Origin of the sequence: Pedobacter sp. W3I1, from assembly GCF_030816015.1 — a bacterium.
Classification (GTDB): domain Bacteria; phylum Bacteroidota; class Bacteroidia; order Sphingobacteriales; family Sphingobacteriaceae; genus Pedobacter.
The window spans coordinates 5,214,124-5,235,934 of the sequence record NZ_JAUSXN010000001.1 but is presented as its reverse complement, the minus strand read 5'-3'; the positions used below and the strand labels follow the sequence as shown (position 1 = coordinate 5,235,934).

The following is a 21,811-nucleotide window of genomic DNA, read 5'->3' as shown; positions in this document are numbered from 1 at the left end:
AATTTAAAAATTTTTAAACAACTGATTCATAAAGATATGCAGTTCGAAATGTTAAAAGATAAGTCTTCAATCATCAAGGTAATTGGTGTTGGAGGCGGTGGCGGCAACGCAGTGAACCATATGTACCTGTCTGGTATTACTGGTGTGGATTTTATTATTTGTAATACAGATGCCCAGGCTTTGGAATCTAGTCCTATACCTAACAAGGTACAATTAGGGGCTAGCTTAACCGAAGGAATGGGAGCTGGTTCTATCCCTGAGGTTGGTAAAAACTCAGCTATAGAAAATATAGATGATATTAAGGCAATGTTAGGTAGTACAACCAAAATGCTTTTTATTACAGCAGGAATGGGTGGTGGTACCGGAACAGGCGCTTCTCCAATCATTGCGAAAGCAGCTAAAGAACTTGATATTTTAACTGTGGCCATCATTACTACACCATTTTCTTTCGAAGGAAAAAGACGTAGACTGCAGGCCGACGAGGGAATGGAAGAGTTGAAGAAATATGTAGATTCTTACCTGGTTATCTCTAACGATCGCCTGCGAGAAATCTTCGGAAACTTAACCTTAGGTTCTGCTTTTGGTCAGGCCGATGATATTTTAACAACAGCTGCAAAAGGTATCGCAGAAATCATTACCGTTCCGGGTTATATCAACGTGGATTTTAAGGATGTGCGTACCGTAATGAAAGATAGTGGCGTAGCCATTATGGGTAGTTTTGCCGCTGAGGGTGAAGACCGTGCATTACAGGCCGTTGAAGGCGCTTTGGCTTCTCCGTTGTTAAAAGATAATGAAATTGAAGGTGCCCGTTATATTTTATTGAACATCAGCTCTGGTTTGCGTGAAGTAACCATGGATGAGGTTTCGATCATTACCGATTACATTCAGGAAAAAGCCGGTTTATCAGCTGATCTGATCTGGGGTAACTGTACTGACGAATCTTTAAGCGATAAACTTTCGGTAACCATTATTGCAACAGGTTTCCAAACATCAGAGGAACGTGTAAACGAAGAAAAAAATAAAAAGAAGATATCATTATTAACACCAGAAGAAGCACCGCTAGTTCGTCCCGTTGAACCAGTAAACTCTTTCATTCAGCCTAAAACAACGCCATCTTATGAGCCTGTTTTAAAATCGAAGGAAGAAGTTTCGCAGGCAGATCTTTTTGGTGGTATGTTTAATAAATCGGAACCTCAAAAAGTTCAGGAGCCAGAAAATAATGTGGTTCGCCATACTTTAATGGAAGAAGAGCCTCAGGTAGAAGAAGCAAAGGAAACCGGATTTGAGTTCGAAGTTAAATTAGCTGAAACTAATTTTGTATTCGAAACGCCAGTAGCCCAGGCAGTTCCTATGCCACAGCCTGAACCAGAAATCGAAAAGCCGGTTGTAGGTTTAGACGATGACAAAAGTGATGAATCGATGGAAGAGCAATTGAAAAAATCAAAAGAGCGTATTTTACGTTTAAAAGATTTAAGCATGAAATTGCGTACAACCAATGGTTTACAGGAACTGGAAAACGAACCTGCCTATAAACGCAAGCAAATGCAGTTACAGCAAGTTCAGCATTCTTCTGAATCGCAGGTAAGCAGGTTTACTTTAAGCAACGATCAAGACGGTGGGACTGAGATCAGACCGAACAATTCTTTCTTGCACGACAACGTTGATTAAATCAAACCAAATATAATTTTAAAGCCCCGATGTAAAACCGGGGCTTTTTTGGCATAAAATTAGCGTGTTAAAAAATCTTAATTAACACCTAAAAGATCATTTGGTTGATTTTAAGCCGAATAAAGCTTAAATTCGCAAAATTTTATTATAAAAAACACATATTACATTGGATATATTTGATAAGATAGCAAAGCACATGGGGCCACTTGGCCAACACCAGAAATGGTCTCATGGGTATTTCTCATTTCCAAAATTAGAGGGAGAAATTGCACCTCACATGCAGTTTCGTGGAAAAGAGCATTTGGTTTGGAGTTTAAACAACTACTTAGGTTTAGCCAATCACCCGGAAGTTAGAAAAGCAGATGAAGAAGCTGCTGCACGGTTCGGTATGGCTTACCCGATGGGTGCCCGTATGATGAGTGGTAACTCGAGCTATCATGAACAATTGGAGCAAGAACTGGCCGAATTTGTAGGTAAACCTGATGCATTTTTATTAAACTACGGTTATCAAGGCATGGTATCCATTATCGATACTTTAGTTGATAGAAACGATGTAGTGGTGTATGATGCCGAATCTCATGCCTGTATTGTAGATGGATTACGTTTGCACATGGGTAAACGTTTTGTTTACAAACACAATGATATAGAAAGTGCCCGTAAGCAATTAGAGCGTGCTACCAAACTGGTTGAAGAAACTGGTGGCGGTATCCTTTTAATTACTGAAGGTGTTTTCGGAATGAGTGGTGCGCAAGGAAAATTAAAAGAAATTGTTAATCTTAAAAAAGATTTCAACTTCCGTATCCTGGTTGATGATGCACATGGTTTTGGTACCATGGGTAAAACGGGTGCTGGTACACACGAAGCTCAGGATTGTATCGATGGAATCGATGTTTATTTCGGAACCTTTGCCAAATCAATGGCAGGTATTGGTGCTTTTGTTGCTTCAACAGAGCAAATCACCAATTTCTTAAGGTATAACATGCGTTCTCAGACTTTTGCTAAAGCATTACCTATGCCAATGGTAATCGGTTTGTTAAAACGCTTAGAATTGCTGAAAAGCCAGCCTGAGTTAAAAGATAAACTTTGGGAAATTGCAATGACCCTGCAAAAAGGATTACGCGAGCGCGGATTCGATTTAGGTGTTACCGATTCAGTAGTTACTCCGGTTTTCTTAAAAGGTGAACTTTCTGATGCCACGGCAATTACTTACGATTTACGCGAGAATTACAGCATCTTTTGCTCAATCGTAGTTTATCCGGTAATTCCAAAAGGTATGATCGAACTCCGTTTAATTCCTACAGCTGTTCACACACTGGAAGATGTACAACGTACGCTGGATGCTTTTAGCGAAGTTGCTGAAAAATTGGAAAACGGATATTATAAAGAGAATCTTTTCGCTACCGTTTAAGATCAATGAAAATTTTACAAAGCCCTTAAAACGCATTTTAAGGGCTTTTTTGTAGTTTTTATTTTTGTAAAAATCTGTATTTCAGTTATTTGGTGTAATTTTTTTTATAATTATATGTTTATAAATGCATAGAATGTGGAAAAAAACGGCGTAGAAGGCTATTTTTTATTGTTCTAAAAGTTTTTTTATTTCATCAAACCCTTTAAATTAGAGTAGATAATTAAAAACTAAAACCTTAAAGAACCATAGGAGTAATTAAAGATGAAAAAATTCGAAGAAGTAAAAAGTTTAGTGACAGCTTTAGAAGCTGATGCAGACAAATTTTATAACAAAGGCAACAGCGCAGCCGGGACCCGTATACGTAAAGGTATGCAGGATTTGAAAAACCTAGCCCAGGCCATCCGTTTAGAAGTTCAGGAAACCAAAAATAAAGCTTAAGCGACCAAAATATTATTAAGAAGGGCCTCAGAATATTTTCTGGGGCTTTTTTGTACACTATGTTTTCTTATTTACCACTAAATGTCATCTTTACTGTAAAATATATAAGACAAATTATCTTTCATTGCATAAGTTTCTTAGCTTTCTTTTTTGCGGTAAGTGTCTTTTAGATTATAGACATTAAGCAGAAATTTTGATTTACGATATATTGGAAACTTTGTGTTAAGGCAAAGTAAGTAAAATGCTTAGGTGCACCAATCTTTGGTATGAAGTGATAACATGATTAACAATATAAGGTGTCAAAACATTTGCAATACTATAAAGCAGAAAATAAAGATGTAGGGTATGTGCTGAATGTGCTGAGTAGAATACATCCTGTAGATATTAAATTGAAAGAAGAATTTGAGAAACATCTCTTAAAGCTAAGTATTAAAAAAGGCCAAATACTGTTTAATGAGAACGAAGTATGCGGATACATCTATTTCATTGTTAAAGGAGCCGTAATGGGCTGCAGCACTCATAATAAACAAAACATAACCACCTATATCTCAGTTGAAAATGATTTTGTAAGTTCGATATCCGGCCTTCATGGATCGGGTTATTCGCAGGAATATGTGGTAGCTGTTGAGGATACAGACCTGTTGGCCATACACAATGATGAACTCAATCGTCTTTTTGCACATCACTTCGAGCTCAATTATATCTTTAGGGTTGTTTTGGAGAAATATTATAAAGATGCGCAGCAAAGGGCGCATATTATCCGTGTGGGGAATGCAAAGGAAAGGTATTTGTATTTTGCTAAAACTAATCCTGGTTATTTAGACCGCCTCCCTTTAGCGCTGGTAGCTTCTTTGTTGAATGTTAAGGCTTCTACACTTTTATCCATCAAGAAAAATTTTTCAAAACCTGAGGAGCGAAGCAGAGACCTGGAAGAACATGGGCGGAAATTGGAGCTCTACGTAAATAAACATCAATTATTCAGGCAAAAAGATATCAGACTCCATTCTCTGGCTCAAAAGATAGGCCTGAGCAGTCATGAACTTTCTGTTGTATTAAACAGCTATTTCAATAAAAGCTTTATCGATTATATTAATCAGTATCGGGTAAACTGGATTAAGGACAGTATTCGCAACCCGGAGATTATGCAAAATTTCACCCTGGAAGCATTGGCTTATAGTGCAGGTTTTTCTTCCCGGAGTGCCTTTTATAACTCCTTTAAAAAACTGGTAGGAATGAGTCCTGTGGAATATTCGAAAACCTTAAATCAAGAAAAACGTTAGCCTAACGTTCCTGTTACAGAAAGGCACTCTTGCGGTACTTTTTATTGTATAGTTGTGTTGATTTATAATACAGGACAAACTTGCTTCTGTATTATGCGCTGTAAGGTGCATGTTTGGCTAATTTCGTGCAACAAACATAAACTAATAGATTTCATAGGCTGCTATTGGCCAAAATTGATTAAAACTATGATAAGAATAATGCGTGCAGCAGACTGGGGGGAGGTTAGTGCCATTTATCAGGAAGGGATCGATACTGGTACTGCGAGTTTTAGAACCCCTGATATTTCATGGATAGACTGGGATTCATCACACCTTAAAGCTTGTAGGTTTGTGGCCTGCAAAGATAAAGAAATTATAGGCTGGAGCGCTCTTTTACCAGTATCGGCAAATTATGATATTGGTAGAGTAGGCGAGATAGAAGTGTATGTTAAACATGGCCTCAAAGGCCAGGGATTAGGTTCTTTATTGTTAGATGCCTTAGTTAAGGAAAGCGAAAATAAAGGTGTTTGGATGCTTCAGGCGGGAATATTTTTGCAAAATTCAGCCTTATTAAAAATCCATGAAAAAGCCGGATTCAGGGTAGTAGGATACAGAGAAAAAATAGGAAAGGCCAAAGGCGTTTGGCAGGATAACCTGCTGATGGAAAGAAGAAATAAATTGATTGCTTAACTAATAATCTGAGTTCGATAATTATTAGCTGAAAATCTTATCTTATATACACCTAATCCAGCTTTATCGTCCTGCTGAATTTATTTCAGCATCTTTTTAGCGTGAAAGACCCTGAAATAAATTCAGGGTGACGACCGTCTTAACAGAAAACTTGATTAAAACGTCACAAAGTGAGATTTAATAATCGAACTCAGGTTAATATTATTAAAGAAAGACCTTTGAATTATTTCAAAGGTCTTTTTAATTTTATTGATATCTAATGAGCTGGTAGTCATCTGGATATGTTCCTTTTTCAAATCGGACAAGTTTTTCTTTTTGAAAGAAGAAAAATTTGTAATTCGTTCGTGCGTAATAGGTTCTGTAGATTCTGGTACCATCATCGGTAGCAGAAACCAGTTCAGGCCTATTTTTCTGTTTAAAGTCGGATTCCGACATCCCCATTGTAAAAGTAGGTTCAAAGCCATACATGGCTCTACAGCTCAGCATTGTTAATGCTAAAGCAATTAAAATTATATTTTTCATGTTTATCTCCCCTATCTTTGATTAGCTTTTGATTCTTCTACTTTCACAGTTGTGTTATTGAAGTAATGTGTTTTTTGCTCAAATTTGTATAGTTTTTTTTGTGCAAAATAATAGAAATCAGAAAACGTTGATCTTTCTCCCGAACCTTTATAAATTTCATAGATTGTCGAATCATTGGCGAGGTAAACTAAAGTGGCCCGGGATGAGAATCCTTAAAATCATTTTCGTTCATTCCAACATGGATATTGGATGATTCACTGTTCGGCTTAGCGCGTAGGGCGCAGCCGCTGACCATTACGGCCAACATGGCAATACATAATACATTTTTCATTGTGTGTGTTTATTTGTGTGTATCGAAGCCAATTCAATAATGATGCCTTTAATATTCTTAAAACTTGTAATGAGTTGAAGTTTTGAGGATTGTTTTTAAGGTATTGATTGTCAGTTAATTTATTTACGTAATTTTTTATTTACACACAAAAAAACAGATTGTCCTCATTTGCTTTTTAGCAAAATCAAACAATCTGTTCTGAATTTAATGTGGATGGTGATTTATACTACCTCACTTAGCTTTTCTATTTCTGCTATAATTGATTTTTCTAAAGATAAAGAAGCTTTAACCAATGGTAATCTTACTGTATCGCCACAAACACCTAAATGTTTTAATGCTGCTTTTATTCCAGCCGGATTACCTTCTGCAAAAGCTAAGCGAGTGAATTCTATTAAGCCTAAATGAGCAGGCAACGCCGCTTTATAATCCCCAGCTAAACAAAGATTCACCATGTCAGAAAGTTGTTTAGGTAGAGCGTTTCCAATTACTGAAATAATACCTGCAGCACCTAAAGCGATCATTGGCAAAGTAACAGGGTCATCACCAGAGATTAAAAGAAAATCTGCAGGTTTATCTCTCATAATCTGGTTAAACTGGTCAAAACTACCTGAAGCTTCTTTGGTAGCGATGATATTTTTAAAATCATGAGCCAGTTTGCAGGTAGTCTCCGGACTCATATTGCTTCCTGTACGACCTGGTACGTTGTATAAAATTAAATCTAGAGGAGAAATTTCAGCTAAATACTTATAGTGCTGATAAATTCCTTCCTGAGTCGGTTTGTTGTAATAAGGACTAACTGATAAAATTGCGCTATAACCAGCAGTATCGAGAGATTTAATATCTTCAGCAACTGCTAATGTGTTATTGCCACCTATGCCGGCAACTAAAGGTAATCTGTTGTTGTTAATTTCAGCAGTATAGGCCCACACCTTCTTCTTCTCGTCCTTGGTCATTGTAGCGGTTTCGCCGGTTGTACCTAAAGAAACGAGGTAATCTATCCCTCCGTCTACCAAATGATTAATCAGGTTTTTTAAGCCGTTATAATCAACTGATCCATCTGTGTTGAAAGGCGTAACCAATGCTACACCAGTACCCTGAAATTTGTTCATTTTAATTTATAATTATTGAATTTTGAATGAGAGATTGAATGAATGCCTTGTACATTCTATCATTCACTAATTCAATCACTCTCTCATTTTATTTTATCATCTCTAAAAGCTCGGCATCGCTGATGATCGGAACGTTTAGCTTACTTGCTTTTTCGAGTTTGGACGGGCCCATATTGTCGCCTGCAACCAGGTAATTCAATTTGCCCGAAATACCGCTCAGCATCTTTCCTCCATTGGCCTCAATCATATCTTTTAGCTCATCGCGACTAAAGTTTTCAAAAACGCCCGAAATTACGAATGTTTTTCCAATAAGTCTATCACTATCAAGCGTAATTATCTTTTCTTCAATTTCAAACTGTAATCCTGCAGATTTTAATAATTCTATCTGTTTTAAATGCTCAGATTTTCCAAAATACTCAACAATACTTTCTGCAATGCGCTGCCCAATTTCATCAATTGCGATTAATTCCTCTACCGTAGCTTTACAAAGGTTGTCGATATTCTTCATCCCGGCAGCAGTTTTTTTCGCAACGGTTTCGCCAACGTAGCGGATACCCAGTCCGAAAAGTACTTTCTCAAAAGGCATCTCTTTCGATTTTTCAATCCCGGCAAGCATGTTTTCTATCGAACGCTCTCCGAAACGGTCTAAGGTTTTTAACTGATCAGATTTTTCGTATAGCGTATATAAATCGCTGATGTGCCTTACCAGGCCATGTTTGTAAAAGGTTTCGATGGTTTCATCACCAAGCCCGTCAATATTCATGGCCTTGCGTGAAATAAAATGCTGGATTTTTCCAACAATCTGTGGCGGGCAGCCTTCATCATTAAGGCAGTAGTGTACCGCTTCACCTTCTTTTCTGATCAATTCAGTTCCACACTCCGGGCAATGATGAAGATAGTGCACTTTGATGGATCCCGGTAAGCGTTTCTCGAGATTTACCTTGATGATTTTGGGGATAATCTCACCACCTTTTTCAACATAAACAGTATCGCCTTCATGTAAATCTAAACGATCTATCTCGTTTGCGTTGTGTAGGGTAGCGCGTTTAACGGTGGTTCCAGCCAATAAAACAGGTTTCAAATTTGCAACTGGCGTAACTGCTCCGGTTCTGCCTACCTGATAGGTTACTTTTTCTAAAACAGTTTCAACTTCGGCAGCTTTGTATTTGTATGATATGGCCCAACGTGGAGATTTGGAAGTGAAACCCAATTCTTGTTGTTGCGCAAAACTATTTACCTTAATTACAATGCCATCAATATCGTAACTTAATTTAAAACGTTCGTTTTCCCAGTGATGGATAAAATCAAGCACCGCATCAATGTTCGTCACCAGTTTATTGTGTTCGCAAACATGAAAGCCCCAGTCTTTTACTGCATTTAAACTTTCCCAATGGGTTTTGAATTCATTTCTATCCGTGTATAAGAAATAAATAAAACCATCTAAAGGCCGTTTTGCTACTTCCTTGCTGTCTTGCATTTTTATGGTGCCCGATGCAAAGTTACGGGGATTTGCGTAAGGGATTTCACCCAATTCTTCACGGGCAGCATTTAAGCGTAAAAAAGCAGCCTTGTGCATAAAAATCTCCCCACGGATTTCGAAATGTTCAGGTGCAACAGTCGATTTAATTTGGTGTGGGATGGTATGAATAGTTTTTACATTATTGGTCACATCATCACCCTTGGTGCCATCACCACGGGTAACCGCACGTAAAAGTTTGCCATTTTCGTAAGTAAGACTGATAGACAGGCCATCAAATTTTAACTCACATACATATTGGAAATTATCGCCAATTGCTTTACGGATGCGTTCATCAAAATCGCGGAGATCTTGTTCATTATAGGTATTCCCCAACGATAACATGGGGTATTTATGTTTTACCGTAATAAAATTTTTGGTGATATCGCCACCAACACGCTGTGTAGGCGAATTCGGATCGGCAAAATCAGGATTTGCTTTTTCGAGCTCGGCAAGGCGCTTTAATTTTTTATCAAACTCATAATCGCCAATGGTAGGCATAGCCAACACATAATAGTTATAATTGTGCTGGTTTAATTCGGCCACCAGGGCATCCATTTCTTCTTTTATTGCAGTTAGCGACATGCACAAATATAAAAAAAGGATGAAAGGGTTTTATAGTGTGGAAAACAAAAAACTGCTCTGTTTAATCTTTTTTATGACATTGCGAGAAATCGTCATTGCGAGAAGGCTTTTTCAGCCGACGAAGCAATCTCCTACCATGGGTTATAACGATAGTTGTAAGATTGCTCCGTCGTTCCTCCGCGCAATGACGGCTTTTTTAGATCTCTCCATTTCACTGCGTTTCAGGAGATGACGATTTCTCTTACAAGTCTATTTTCCCTTCAATTTCCCTAAAAATATCCATATAGTCTTTTTCTAAAGCAGTTTTAAAGAGTGCTAACTGAAACGTAAGCGCCTGAAGTTGTTTTTCACTTAACGTTTCAGGCCATAAACGCATACAGATCCTGTTTAGGGCATAACTGATATTTTCGAGTTTTTGGTAACTCAGCAGGTATTTACTGCTAATGAATTGCGCTAAAAATTCAAAAAATACTTCAGGATCTTTTAGTCTGCAGTGTTCCAGAAAATCGCTTAACGATTCTTTTTTTACCGCTTCGAGTTTATCGTAAAAATGGCCCACCTGAACCAGATTGTGCTCTACCAATAAATGATCCAATAAAAGTTCTAAGCCAATATGTGCAAGGAATGACGGGCGAACCGCAGTATTTTCTACAACAGGTTTAATGAGCTGCTTAAGTTCGGTGGTTTTCTCGAGGAAGAAATTAGAGGAATGAAAAAGCAAGTCAACAGCTAAATGTCTTTTCCAGCCCATAAGCAGGTTTTCCTCATCAGGGTTTCCTTTAAATAGAAATTCGTTTTTCTGGGGGTATAAATTTGCCTCTTTTGCAGCATTTTTAACCAGATCGGGCAAAACTGTTCCCATTACCACGTTGGCATCATTATTTGTCCGGTCGAAATAATAATGGGATAAAAAGTTCATCTTGCAAGGTAATGTTTTCTTGCATGTTGTAAAACCCGAATTCGAAATATTGACTGTAAACCTATATTGTTTTGAATGGTAATTATGTATAGCTTTAATTGTTCTAAAATCAATGCATCATGCCTAATGCTAAAACTTACAGAATACTATCGCTTGATGGTGGTGGTTCCTGGGCGCTTATCCAGGTGAAATGTTTACGTAAACTGTTTGCCGAAACTTTTAATAATCCAGATCCCACCGGACACGAGGTTTTAGCCGAATTTGATCTGGTATCGGCCAATAGCGGAGGTAGTTTAGTTGCGGCAGCTATGGCCGAAAACCTGAAACTTTCTGAAATAGAAAAAATATTTGATGATGAAAAACTGCGGAACAGGGTTTTTTCAAGACTGAATTTTTTCGAAAAAAGTTTACTGGCAAGTGTGGCCAGGATATTTAAGATCGGTGCCAAATATGCGACCAAGCGAAAACACATCGCTTTAAAGGAAATTTTGCCCGGTATTGCGCAAATCGATATGATGGATATTCCAGCACACATTGCTGTAAACGGTAAAATTAAAACCCAGTTTCTGATTATCGGTTATGATTATTATCGAAATAGGGCCGAGCTGTTCAGGTCTGATTGCGACAGTATGGCCGCAACTTCGGTTATTGAACGGAAACTTAAAAACTTACGTCCACAGGCAGCAACACCATCTGATTGTATGGTGAGTTTGGTTGATGCCATCCATGCTTCCAGTACTGCGCCGGTTAACTATTTTAATGAGCCAGCTACTTTTATGGTAAATAATAAGCCGAAATATTATTGGGATGGAGGTGTTACTGGCAATAATAATCCTGTTTTGGTTGCCGTTACCGAAGCCATTTGCAACAGAGCGCAGTATGAGATCGAGAATGTACAGGTACTTTCTATTGGTACGGGAACCGTTTCGCAACTGCAATATGATGAGGAAATTCCGGTAAAATACGATGAGCTAAAAGCCAAACAAGAAGCGCCCGGTCTGATCAGGGATATTCAGAAAATGGGAACGAGTATTTTAAACGATCCACCCGATACTGCTGCTTTTGTGGCCTACATGATCCTCAATCCTGCCATGCCAGCCAAACCGGTAGATTTTATCCGCATGAACCCGGCATTGAGGCCGCTGTTGGTTGATGATGCCACTGGCAGGTATTGGGATCTGCCGACAGGGATAAATAAAGATGAATACACGAAGCTCAACACAATGGATATGGATGCGGTAGAAGAGGACGAAGTTCTATTGATCAAAAAACTATGTAATAATTGGTTAAATGCTGAGGGTGTTCCCAATCAGTCCATTCGAAGTAGTTCGAGTTTAGACTGTCTTATTGGTCATGCAGATTTTGAGGCAGCAAAGGCCGATTTTAAGAACTGGTTTACAAAACCAAGTAATTTGCTTTAAACTAAGCTAAAATTTTATCTTTGCACGCACATTATTAAAGTGTTTGTACAATGACGAATTTTGTTGAAGAGTTAAGATGGCGTGGCATGCTGCATGATATTATGCCGAATACGGAGGAAAAGTTAAACGAGGGTATGACTTCTGGTTATATCGGTTTCGACCCTACTGCAGATTCGTTGCATGTTGGTCACTTAACACAGATCATGACACTGATTCATTTTCAAAATGCTGGTCACAAGCCGTTTGCTTTGGTTGGTGGTGCCACCGGTATGGTAGGCGATCCATCGGGAAAATCTGATGAACGTAATCTTCAGACACCTGAAATGATTGAGCACAACCTAAAAGGAATGAAAAGCCAATTAGCCAAATTCTTAAAATTTGAAGAGGGCGGAAATGGTGCAGTAATGGTTAACAATGCCGATTGGTTTAAGGATATGAACCTTTTCACCTTTATCAGGGATGTAGGTAAACACATTACCGTAAACTACATGATGGCAAAGGATAGTGTTAAAAGACGTTTGGAAGGTGATTCTGGCCTGTCTTTTACTGAGTTCTGTTACCAATTGATTCAGGGCTACGATTTCTATCATTTATGGAAAAACGAAAACTGTTTGGTGCAGATGGGTGGATCTGATCAATGGGGCAATATTGTTACGGGGACGGAGCTGATCAGAAGAAAAGACGCAGGTACAGCCTATGCCATTACCACACAATTGATTAAGAAGGCAGATGGAACCAAATTCGGTAAAACCGAAAGTGGTGCAGTTTGGCTTGACCCAGAGAAAACTTCTCCATATAAATTCTATCAGTTTTGGTTAAATGCATCAGATGATGATGTAAAAAAATGGATCCGCATTTTTACGCTTAAAAATAAGGCAGAAATAGAAGCTTTAGAAAAGGAACATGATGCCGCGCCACATTTGCGTATCCTTCAAAAATCTTTGGCCGAAGATATCACCATAAAAACCCACTCAATAGAAGCTTTAGAAACGGCCATTAAAACTTCAGAATTCTTGTTCGGAAACGGATCACTGGAGTTTTTAAGAGGACTATCTGATAAAGAAGTATTAGATATATTTGACGGTATACCACAATACAAAATCCTAATTGAAGAACTTGGTGCGGGAATTGACGCGGCAACCCTTTTGTCAGAAAAATCGGCTATTTTTCCATCAAAAGGAGAGGCTAAGAAAACCATTCAAGGTGGTGGTGTTTCAGTAAATAAGGAAAAGGTAGCTGAAATGGGTCAGATTTTTAACGCAAACCATCTGATTAACGATAAATTTATTGTGGTACAGAAAGGAAAGAAAAACTACTTCCTGTTAATCGCTGAATAATATTTTTGAGCCCAATGAAATTAAATATAAAAGATTTATTCATTGGGCTCGAATTTAAAATACAAAAGTTAATATACACAACAGGAGATAGCGTGAAACTATTGTACTCTGTAGATAAAATAAAGCTAACTATCTTTTAAAAATTTTTCTTTGACTTTGAGGCTTTCGATCAACCGGTCGGCCATAAAGCTAATCATTGATCCTGGGCTATTCTCTTCCGCTTCAAAACTGTTCATATAATCCAACTTATTTATCGATTTTATGAATATTGGTGGGTATTTAGATTTAAGTAGGATGATGTTCATAATGATCCTTGCGATTCTTCCATTTCCATCACCAAAAGGATGGATAGTGTTTAAGAATTGAAAATGAAATTCTGTTACAATTTTTAAGATATGGTCATCAGTCGCATTTAATACTAATGCTGATAAACGATGATTCGTCTTTTTAATTAACTCTGAGATAGCTGCGGGTACATCATTAGGCTGTATGTAATAATGGATTTTACCAGATGAGCGTGTGGTTACATTCTCTAGGATTTTGTACTTCCCTGGGTCATAGTGGATGGAATCGGACCATTGATCGGGACTTTGCATCAATACCTTATGGAGGCGTTTAATATTTGCTTCTGTAATTTCGGTTGCTTGGTATTGCCCAAAAACCTCATCCAGTACTTGTTGATGATTTAAGATATCCAGACAATCGCCTGTGGACGTATTTTTGGGAGCTACAAATTCTTTTAATAATTGTATGGTCTGCCCGTAAGTTAGTGCATTACCTTCAATCTTATTTGAGTTGTAAGTGAAATCGATCTTGATCTTTTCGATAAAGTTATCGTCCCAATCTTTACCAATACTAAAGGCATCAAGTTTTTTTTTTAGGCGATCAATCTTTTTTAATTTTGCTGAAATATCCATTAAAGAAACTTAATATCATAATCAAAACCCTTTGTTTTGATCTTAAAAAGCCAGTTTTTGTAAAGATTTTTTCCAATTACGGGTTTTCCATCTTTGATGACTAATGTTTCTCCAAAAATAAATTGCTGGAGATCCTGTCGGAATTCCTTATGGATATCATCCAGAAAAATTATTTCCTTTTTATCTGAGATTTCAGATAGTTGCTTCAACCGCTTTGATATTACATTCAGACTTGGCATTTCTTTATTTTAAGATTATCCCGTACCATCAAAATTAAGAAATATTTGCTGACTTTTTTCTATAAAGGACATGATTTACTTTCTTTCAAAAAGATTTTTTTAGTATCCTAATGATAGGATCCTTCATTAGACCTGTGTTTGTAAATTTACTCCTGATCTGGTAACCTATCCTTTTCATCTTTCTTCCGGTTATAACGATAAACCAGCATTGCGGTAGTTAGCCTTCCAGTCCGCAGAATACAGATTACTTTTAGTGCAGCTGCAACTTAAAACAAAAAAAGCCACTAGCGTGGCTTAAATGAGGTGCTAACTTATAGATCTTAATTAAATACGTAAAACTTATTAAAGCACTTATAACATTTGTATCTCCTAACTGAAATCCACGGCATAAGCGTTTTAAAGATAAAGCCCCTTGGTACCCTATAGGTTTCGAAGTTTTTACACTTTGGGCATGATAAGCGGGTTTTAACTAAAGTTAATTCTTCTGAAGGTTCCATAATAAGCATGAGTTTGGTTGGGCAAATCAAATTTACGTAAAAAAAAACCTAAGAATATCAGAGAAAAACTACCATTTTGTTCATTTCATCGACTATTATTTCATTTTAAGACAAAATATGCTCAAAAGGGTTCTTAAAGCTGTTTTTTGTTTTGTAATTTTTTACTTCTGTATCAGTTAACAGACAGTATTCGAGTGATTTTTTTAACTTATCACTGTTTATTTCTTGTCCAATAAAAACAAGCTCATTTTTACGGTCTCCAAAATCATTATCCCAATTTGCATCAATTTCAGTTCTGTTTTCCAGGTAATCGGGGTATTGTTCACGTTCCTCCTGGGGCATACTCGCCCACCATAGCCCGGCCAGATCGATGCGTAAAGAGCCACCTGCCTGCGAGAAATTAATGGCCTGCTCGGGTATGGCAGCAAGATAGAATATACCTTTTGATCGGATAATGTTCTGTGGAAATTCCTTATTGATGTAATGCCATAATCTCTCAGGGTGAAAAGGCCTTTTAGAACGGAATACAGTAGAACTTATCCCATATTCTTCAGTTTCGGGCTGATGGATTTCTTCGAGTTCCTTTTTCCATCCGGCTCCTTCAGATGCTGATTCAAAATCAAATAGTCCAGTGTTTAAAATCAAGGCTGGATCTATTTCCCCAAAAAGTGTCTGATAAATTTTAGCTGTTGGGTTCAGTTTTGCAATTAACGCCTTTAGTACTTTAAGATCGATATCGCTTACCAGGTCTGTTTTGTTCAATAAAATTACATTGGCAAATTCGATCTGGTCGGTAAGTAGGTTTACAATAGTTCGTTTATCAGTAGTATCATCAACCATATTGCGATCGGCCAATTTTTCTGCTGAGCCGAAATCCTTGTAAAAATTATAGGCATCTACAACGGTTACCATGGTATCTAATTGGCTAAACCTACTCAGGTCAATGCCCGAGGCTTCATCAACAAAAGAAAATGTTTGCGCTACCGGGATAGGTTCAGATATTCCGGTACTTTCAATCAGCAGGTAATCGAACCGATCTTCTTTTGCCAATTTCTCCACTTCAATCATCAAGTCTTCCCGCAGGGTACAGCAGATACAGCCATTGCTCATTTCCACCAGTTTTTCTTCGGTTTTAGATAAGGTATGCTGACTTTTAACCATAGCAGCATCAATATTTACCTCACTCATATCGTTTACAATCACAGCCACTTTTAAATCTTGTTTATTCCTTAATATGGCATTGAGCAGTGTGGTTTTACCACTGCCTAAAAAACCGCTTAACACGGTAACTGGTAATTTCTTTATCATTTTAATGCAATTATGTTGCAAATATAGGTGTGATTATTTCAAATGCAACTAAATTGCTTTTATATTTGTGGACTAAATTTATTTTAATGAAACTACGGAGCTACAAAATCAACCTCGATCGGATAGGCATTACGGCCTCAACGCTTTGTGCTATACACTGCGCTGCATTGCCATTTTTAATTACCGTTTTACCCATGTGGGGAATGGGTTTCCTGGCCAATGAAGCGGTTGAAATTACAATGATTGCAGTTTCATTGATTATTGGTATCTGGAGTTTAAATTCCGCATACCGCAAACAACATCGCCGTATTATGCCAATTCTGATATTGATTGCCGGCTTTACCTGTATTGCATTTGGGCATTTTTCGGGCATTGAATCCTTAGAGCCAGTCTTGATCCCAATTGGTGGATTTACCATTGCTGCAGCCCACTATGTCAATTTACGAATGCTTAAGTCTTGCCCATTGGGTCATTAATAATCAATTATCAATGAACTATAAAATCTTATTTATCCCTGCATTATTGTTTATGACGATGTTAAGCCCTGCCTGTAAGCATGGTACAAATGACGGAGTAGAACTTTACAGGCGTTATGCTATCAAAAATCTGGTCGTTAAAAAAGTGCAAAAGATGGTGTATCATGATTAAGATCGGCTCATTAGCACATGTTTATGAGAAAGGTAGGAGGCTGAAATTTCCGTACTGGGAGATCGCCGATATGGAACAATGGCTTTTACTAGGCGCATCTGGCAGCGGAAAGAGTACACTACTCAACATTATTTCTGGTCTTTTGGAACCAAGCCAGGGTGAAGTTTTAATTAACGGAACTGATTTATATACTTTGACTGCAAGAGGGCGCGATAGGTTTAGGGGACGGCATATCGGTATCATTTTTCAAAGGCCACATCTTATTCGTTCACTTGATGTGATCGATAACTTAGCGCTTGCGGCGGTAATGGCTGGGTTACCTGTAGATCATGAACGGAATCTGTCACTTTTACACGATCTGGGTATTGCCGGACTGGCTAAAAATTATCCTGACCAATTAAGTGAGGGGCAGTTGCAAAGGGTTTCGGTGGCTCGTGCATTGGTAAACAAACCTGATCTGTTGATTGCAGACGAGCCTACGTCGAGCTTAGATGATGAAAATGCCAATCAGGTAATTCAGCTGCTCACTACCCAGGCCAAAGATAATGGTGCTGCACTGATTATTGCCACACATGATAGGAGGGTGCAGGAATATATTACTAAAACCTATCTACTCTAATGAATATTTTTAAAATCAGTAGCAAAAACCTCATCAGGAATAAGCTAACAACAGTTTTGAATATTATTTTAGTGGCCTTCGGTGTAGGCATCCTGTCTATTCTTTTCCTGGCTGCTAACCAGATTGGAAATAAACTGGAAAAAAATGCCAGAGATATTGATCTGGTTGTGGGAGCAAAAGGAAGTCCGTTGCAGTTGATATTGAGCAGCATTTACCACATCGATTACCCAACTGGAAATATCCCTGCAAAAGATGCTTACAAATTAATGCGGAATCCTATGGTTAAGCGGGCTGTTCCATTGGCATTGGGCGATAATTATAACGGTTACCGGATTGTTGGCACGGATAGCACTTTCACTAATCTTTATGGCTTATCTATCCAAAAAGGCAGTTTTTGGCATAAAGATTTAGAAGTAACGCTTGGCAGTACCGTTGCATTAACCTCGGGACTCAAGATTGGTGATTCTTTTTTCGGCGCACATGGCTTAACGGGCAATGGAGATATTCATAAACAACATGCTTACCTGGTAAAAGGAATCTTAAAACCACAGGGAAATATCACCGATAATCTGATCCTCACCAATATTGGAAGTGTATATAAAATGCACGAAGAAAAGCATAATGAAAATCATAGCCATGTTTCCGAAGAAGCAGCCAAAGAAATTAATGATCAACAGATTACTTCCTTGCTGATCCAGTACAAATCGCCCATGTCGGTTATTCTGTTTCCGCGGATGGTTAACCAAAGTACAAACATGCAGGCCGCCTCTCCGGCGATGGAAAGTGCAAGGCTATTTTCGCTGATCGGCGTTGGGATTGATACGCTACAATGGTTTGCCATATTTATTATGGGGATTGCTGCTCTGAGTATTTTTATCAGCCTTTATAATGCGATGAAAGAACGGAAATACGATCTGGCAATTATGCGTTGCCTGGGCGCATCAAAATCGAAACTGTTTTTCCTGGTCATGTTTGAAGGAGTTCTGGTTACGTTTATCGGCGCCTTGTTAGGTTTATTGATTGGACATGTGGCACTTGAGGTAATCGGGGCCTATCAAGAATCTTCACAGGCAAAGTTAACAGGGCTTACCGTAGTTCCACAGGAAATCTATTTAATCTGGATCGGGCTGTTTATCGGTGCTTTGGCGTCTCTCATTCCTGCTATGCAGATTTATAAAGTTGATATTGCCGAAACTTTAACCAAAGACAGATAAGTTTATTGAGGTTGAGGCGATGAAGAAATTGATTTTATTGGTTGTTTCATGTTTAGTTATCCATGTAGTAGCGGCGCAGGTTAGGGTACATACCGACCTGCGCACGCCTACCTGGAACCTGATCGGTTTGAGGTACGATGCCGAAATTGCGCCAAAGAAATGGGGAAGTGTTTTTCCGCCGGCACTAAAGGCATTACACAATAAGGTTATCGAGCTGTCCGGTTACATCATTCCCACAAAGGTAGGGTCGAAATTTAGCGAATTTATGCTCTCTATTGTCCCCATTGCCTCCTGTCCGTACTGTGGCTCGGGTGATATTCCGTCAATGGTGCAGGTGAAAATGTTAACGGCCATCCCCATCACAGAAAAACCAATCAAACTGAAAGGGATATTCATTATTAACGATTCGGGTGATGATAGAAGTGAGTTTTTTCTTTTAAACGCAAAACAGTTATGATGAAAAAATATATAACGGTTTTATTGATATTGATCTCGTTTACGGTTGCTGCGCAGGTAAATGTACATACCGATATGCGCACGCCCACCTGGAACCTGATCGGCTTAAAATATGATAAGCAGGTAAAACCCCTCGTTTGGCAGGCCGTTTTTCCAGCTGCATTAAAGGCAATAAACAACAAGGTTATCGAACTCCCGGGCTATATTATCCCCACTAAAGTTGGCAACAGTTTCAGCGAGTTTATGTTTTCTATTGTGCCGATTGCCTCCTGCCCGTATTGTGGTATGGGCGATATCCCTTCGATGATAGAAGTGAAGACTTTAAAACCCATTAACTGGACAGAGGAGCCCATTAGCCTTCAAGGGAAATTTATTATTAACGATTCTGGCGATAGCCGGTCTACTTTTTTTCTTTTAGACGCTGTAAAACGATGAGACATTTATATTTTATTTTCATGCTATTTTCGGTATGTACAGCTGCTGCACAAACGCAAAAACACAACCCAAAAGATCAGTTGCGATCTTTAAACTGGGATGTAATTGGCTCGGTGAAATTTGAACTCACTGAAAAGAACGAACTTTTGCCCCTGTTTACAGAATCGATCAGACGTTTTGAGAAAAGGGAGTTTGACTTGACAGGCTACCTGATCCCGATAAAAAGTGGGCAGAAACAGCAGAAATTTCTTTTGGCCACCCTGCCCATTAACCAATGTTATTTTTGCGGGCAAAATGGTATTCCGGTAATGATTATGGTTGAAATGGAAAGTGCAGTTCCCTATAGCGAAAAGCCTATCCGTGTGAAAGGGATTTTGAAACTGGAGCAAAAGGATGCTAGTTATGCGCCACCAATAACCATCAAAAATGCCAAACTGATTAATTAATTGCTTATTTTTGTATTGCTATGGAAAATAATACAGCGCGTTTCGAAAAACTTTTGGTTAAAAACGGACTAAAAAGAACTGCCCCGCGTTTACAGGTGCTGGAGATTTTGAGTGGAAGAGATTCTGCAACATCTCAGCCTTATTTAGAGCAGGTGATGGGCAAGGATGCAGACCGTGTTACCTTGTACCGTGTTTTGCAGGCTTTTGAAGAAAAAGGGATTATCCATAAGGTTTTAGATCAACAGGGTACGGCCAATTATGCCATTTGTTCTGACGGTTGCAGTGCACACGAGCATCATGATGAGCATGTGCATTTTAACTGTGATAACTGTCATAAAATTTACTGTTTGGATACCGTTAAAATTCCGGCATTAAAAGTTCCGGCAGGCTTTAAAGTAGCGCATCTTAATTTGATTGCTACTGGTTTATGCGCGGGCTGCTCGGATAAGGTAAATTAACGTTTATTGCACCAAAAGGTTACAGCCTCTTATATCGGCGTTGTCAAATCTGCCCAATACTTCAAAACTTTGATCGGGATTAATCCTGCCCAGATCCTGTGTGGCAATAAATGAGCACGAATTAAGATTGGCCAGGTCGATTACATTAATGCCCCCAGTTCTGCCATTTTCAATTAAACTTAAAGGATCATTCGTATCGCGGATTAAAACCTGCATCCAGCTGGGGCAGTTAAAAATGCCCTCACCTAAAGAATAAGCCTGAGAAAGTAACTCGGTCATTCCATATTCACTATGGATTGCTTTTACGCCAAATCCTTTGGTTAACTGTTCATGTAGCTCTTCGCGTACCATTTCTTTGCGTTTTCCTTTCATTCCTCCGGTTTCCATTACAATCAGCTCGGGGAAATCGATATCAAACTGTTCTATAAAATCAAGCAGGGCATAAGTAACACCGATTAAAACAGTTTTCTGTTTTTTTGATTTAAGATATAGAAGGGTTTTCAGCAGCTCATCATGGTTGTATAAAAAGTAACCACTTTGTGGATGTCTGCTTTTTTCGATCAGATCGTTAACCATATAAATCAACGATGAACCAGATCGCTGCTGATAGGACGGAAGCAAGGCCAAAAAGCAATATTCGGTAATGTCTCCGTAAAATTGAGCGAAAGCCTGTAGATAGCTCCGCTCATACAATTTAACATCAGTTACATGATGGCTGCTCTGCACCATACCTGTAGTACCAGAACTGCTAAAAGTAATTTCGACAGGATTGGTACTACTCAGAATACTATGGCTTTTAAAAAAACTGATCGGTAAGAAGGGAATTTGTGCAATTTCATTTACCTCATCCGCATCAACACCTAAGTGAAAGATATATTCACGGTAAACATTGCAGTTTTGGGCCTGTAACTTAAAAATGCTTAAGGCAAGCGCGTTAAACGTATCGGTACTTTTTACAGAAAATATATCGTTAGCGGTTAAATTCACAGGGCAAAAGTACGAAGCATTATGCTATTTTCTCATCAGTTTTTTTCGCCAGCATCGCCATGCGGAACTGATAACCACAATAACCACTTATTCCGGCAACCAGACCACTTAAAATCCCGGTAACCAATAACAATGCCCACCAGAGTTTTATGCCCGTCATTACAGCTACACGGCCAGCAAGCACATTATCGTTAGGTAAGCTTTTAAATAAAGCATAACCTATCCAAAGTAAGCAAATAGCAAGGAAAGATTGCCAGAAGGCTATTTTTCCTGTTTTACCGATAATACCACAGGTAGCAAAAGAAATTACAATGATAATCCACCAAGGGGCGATCATTTGCAATAGAAAACAAATTATTAATATAACGATGAAAACCATTTTAG

The 21,811-nt window shown here is 38.5% G+C and carries 24 protein-coding genes; 15 read left to right on the top strand and 9 right to left on the bottom strand.

Going from position 1 to position 21,811, the window contains the following annotated elements; all coding sequences use genetic code 11:
* Positions 1–36 precede the first annotated feature (36 nt).
* From ftsZ to QF042_RS21475, 5 genes are all read left to right on the top strand, one after another.
* Positions 37–1,668: a cell division protein FtsZ gene (ftsZ, locus tag QF042_RS21495; RefSeq protein ID WP_307533321.1), complete on the top strand. Its 1,632-nt coding sequence runs from the start codon at positions 37–39 to the stop codon at positions 1,666–1,668.
* Positions 1,669–1,834: 166 nt separating this feature from the next.
* Positions 1,835–3,076, top strand: coding sequence for an aminotransferase class I/II-fold pyridoxal phosphate-dependent enzyme (locus QF042_RS21490; protein WP_307532147.1), 1,242 nt, complete (start codon positions 1,835–1,837; stop codon positions 3,074–3,076).
* 261 nt (positions 3,077–3,337) lie between these two features.
* Positions 3,338–3,514 (top strand): hypothetical protein, encoded by a 177-nt coding sequence (locus QF042_RS21485; protein ID WP_055915195.1) that lies wholly within the window; start codon positions 3,338–3,340, stop codon positions 3,512–3,514.
* Between the two features lie 308 nt (positions 3,515–3,822).
* Positions 3,823–4,794, top strand: coding sequence for a helix-turn-helix domain-containing protein (locus QF042_RS21480; protein WP_307532146.1), 972 nt, complete (start codon positions 3,823–3,825; stop codon positions 4,792–4,794).
* A 186-nt stretch (positions 4,795–4,980) separates the two neighbouring features.
* Positions 4,981–5,463, top strand: a complete 483-nt coding sequence (locus QF042_RS21475; protein ID WP_307532145.1) for a GNAT family N-acetyltransferase — start codon at positions 4,981–4,983, stop codon at positions 5,461–5,463.
* Between the two features lie 246 nt (positions 5,464–5,709).
* Here the strand turns inward: QF042_RS21475 and QF042_RS21470 are convergent, their stop codons facing one another.
* The 5 genes from QF042_RS21470 to QF042_RS21450 all read right to left on the bottom strand — a co-directional run bounded on the left by QF042_RS21470 (position 5,710) and on the right by QF042_RS21450 (position 10,445).
* Positions 5,710–5,985, bottom strand: coding sequence for a hypothetical protein (locus QF042_RS21470; protein WP_307532144.1), 276 nt, complete (start codon positions 5,983–5,985; stop codon positions 5,710–5,712).
* A 187-nt stretch (positions 5,986–6,172) separates the two neighbouring features.
* Positions 6,173–6,316, bottom strand: a complete 144-nt coding sequence (locus QF042_RS21465; RefSeq protein ID WP_307532143.1) for a hypothetical protein — start codon at positions 6,314–6,316, stop codon at positions 6,173–6,175.
* A 221-nt stretch (positions 6,317–6,537) separates the two neighbouring features.
* Positions 6,538–7,425, bottom strand: coding sequence for a 4-hydroxy-tetrahydrodipicolinate synthase (dapA, locus tag QF042_RS21460; protein WP_307532142.1), 888 nt, complete (start codon positions 7,423–7,425; stop codon positions 6,538–6,540).
* A gap of 88 nt (positions 7,426–7,513) precedes the next feature.
* Positions 7,514–9,526, bottom strand: coding sequence for an NAD-dependent DNA ligase LigA (ligA, locus tag QF042_RS21455; protein WP_307532141.1), 2,013 nt, complete (start codon positions 9,524–9,526; stop codon positions 7,514–7,516).
* 241 nt (positions 9,527–9,767) lie between these two features.
* Complete coding sequence (locus tag QF042_RS21450; protein WP_307532140.1) at positions 9,768–10,445, bottom strand: hypothetical protein; 678 nt, start codon at positions 10,443–10,445, stop codon at positions 9,768–9,770.
* Positions 10,446–10,564: 119 nt separating this feature from the next.
* Here QF042_RS21450 and QF042_RS21445 point away from each other — a divergent pair, with 119 nt between their 5' ends.
* Positions 10,565–11,866, top strand: a complete 1,302-nt coding sequence (locus QF042_RS21445) for a patatin-like phospholipase family protein (RefSeq protein WP_307532139.1) — start codon at positions 10,565–10,567, stop codon at positions 11,864–11,866.
* Between the two features lie 50 nt (positions 11,867–11,916).
* Positions 11,917–13,203: a tyrosine--tRNA ligase gene (gene tyrS / locus QF042_RS21440; RefSeq protein WP_307532138.1), complete on the top strand. Its 1,287-nt coding sequence runs from the start codon at positions 11,917–11,919 to the stop codon at positions 13,201–13,203.
* A gap of 125 nt (positions 13,204–13,328) precedes the next feature.
* Here the strand turns inward: tyrS and QF042_RS21435 are convergent, their stop codons facing one another.
* The gene (locus QF042_RS21435) at positions 13,329–14,120 is read right to left on the bottom strand and encodes a Fic family protein (RefSeq protein ID WP_307532137.1); all 792 of its coding nucleotides are present in this window, start codon (positions 14,118–14,120) and stop codon (positions 13,329–13,331) included.
* Positions 14,121–14,961: 841 nt separating this feature from the next.
* On the bottom strand, positions 14,962–16,164 hold the full coding sequence (locus QF042_RS21430) for a GTP-binding protein (protein ID WP_307532136.1): 1,203 nt from the start codon (positions 16,162–16,164) through the stop codon (positions 14,962–14,964).
* Between the two features lie 86 nt (positions 16,165–16,250).
* Between QF042_RS21430 and QF042_RS21425 the strand changes: the two genes are divergently transcribed.
* The 8 genes from QF042_RS21425 to QF042_RS21390 are packed head-to-tail and all read left to right on the top strand — an operon-like array spanning position 16,251 to position 20,440.
* On the top strand, positions 16,251–16,640 hold the full coding sequence (locus QF042_RS21425) for a MerC domain-containing protein (protein WP_307532135.1): 390 nt from the start codon (positions 16,251–16,253) through the stop codon (positions 16,638–16,640).
* Between the two features lie 13 nt (positions 16,641–16,653).
* Positions 16,654–16,812, top strand: a complete 159-nt coding sequence (locus QF042_RS21420) for a hypothetical protein (protein WP_307532134.1) — start codon at positions 16,654–16,656, stop codon at positions 16,810–16,812.
* Positions 16,805–17,431 (top strand): ABC transporter ATP-binding protein, encoded by a 627-nt coding sequence (locus QF042_RS21415; RefSeq protein ID WP_307532133.1) that lies wholly within the window; start codon positions 16,805–16,807, stop codon positions 17,429–17,431. The genes QF042_RS21420 and QF042_RS21415 overlap by 8 nt, the downstream gene beginning before the upstream one ends.
* A complete protein-coding gene (locus QF042_RS21410) occupies positions 17,431–18,645 on the top strand; it encodes an FtsX-like permease family protein (protein WP_307532132.1) in 1,215 nt (404 codons plus the stop codon). Before QF042_RS21415 ends, QF042_RS21410 begins: the two co-directional genes overlap by 1 nt.
* 19 nt (positions 18,646–18,664) lie before the next feature.
* The gene (locus QF042_RS21405; protein WP_307532131.1) at positions 18,665–19,102 is read left to right on the top strand and encodes a hypothetical protein; all 438 of its coding nucleotides are present in this window, start codon (positions 18,665–18,667) and stop codon (positions 19,100–19,102) included.
* Positions 19,102–19,536, top strand: coding sequence for a hypothetical protein (locus QF042_RS21400; protein ID WP_307532130.1), 435 nt, complete (start codon positions 19,102–19,104; stop codon positions 19,534–19,536). Before QF042_RS21405 ends, QF042_RS21400 begins: the two co-directional genes overlap by 1 nt.
* Positions 19,533–19,982: a hypothetical protein gene (locus QF042_RS21395; protein WP_307532129.1), complete on the top strand. Its 450-nt coding sequence runs from the start codon at positions 19,533–19,535 to the stop codon at positions 19,980–19,982. The genes QF042_RS21400 and QF042_RS21395 overlap by 4 nt, the downstream gene beginning before the upstream one ends.
* Positions 19,983–20,002: 20 nt before the next feature.
* The gene (locus tag QF042_RS21390; protein WP_307532128.1) at positions 20,003–20,440 is read left to right on the top strand and encodes a Fur family transcriptional regulator; all 438 of its coding nucleotides are present in this window, start codon (positions 20,003–20,005) and stop codon (positions 20,438–20,440) included.
* A 3-nt stretch (positions 20,441–20,443) separates the two neighbouring features.
* On the opposite strand, the gene QF042_RS21385 is transcribed toward QF042_RS21390, so the two are convergent.
* Together QF042_RS21385 and QF042_RS21380 are read right to left on the bottom strand one after the other, a co-directional pair.
* Positions 20,444–21,427, bottom strand: coding sequence for an acyl transferase (locus tag QF042_RS21385; RefSeq protein ID WP_307532127.1), 984 nt, complete (start codon positions 21,425–21,427; stop codon positions 20,444–20,446).
* A 19-nt stretch (positions 21,428–21,446) separates the two neighbouring features.
* On the bottom strand, positions 21,447–21,806 hold the full coding sequence (locus tag QF042_RS21380) for a hypothetical protein (RefSeq protein WP_307532126.1): 360 nt from the start codon (positions 21,804–21,806) through the stop codon (positions 21,447–21,449).
* Positions 21,807–21,811: the final 5 nt, after the last annotated feature.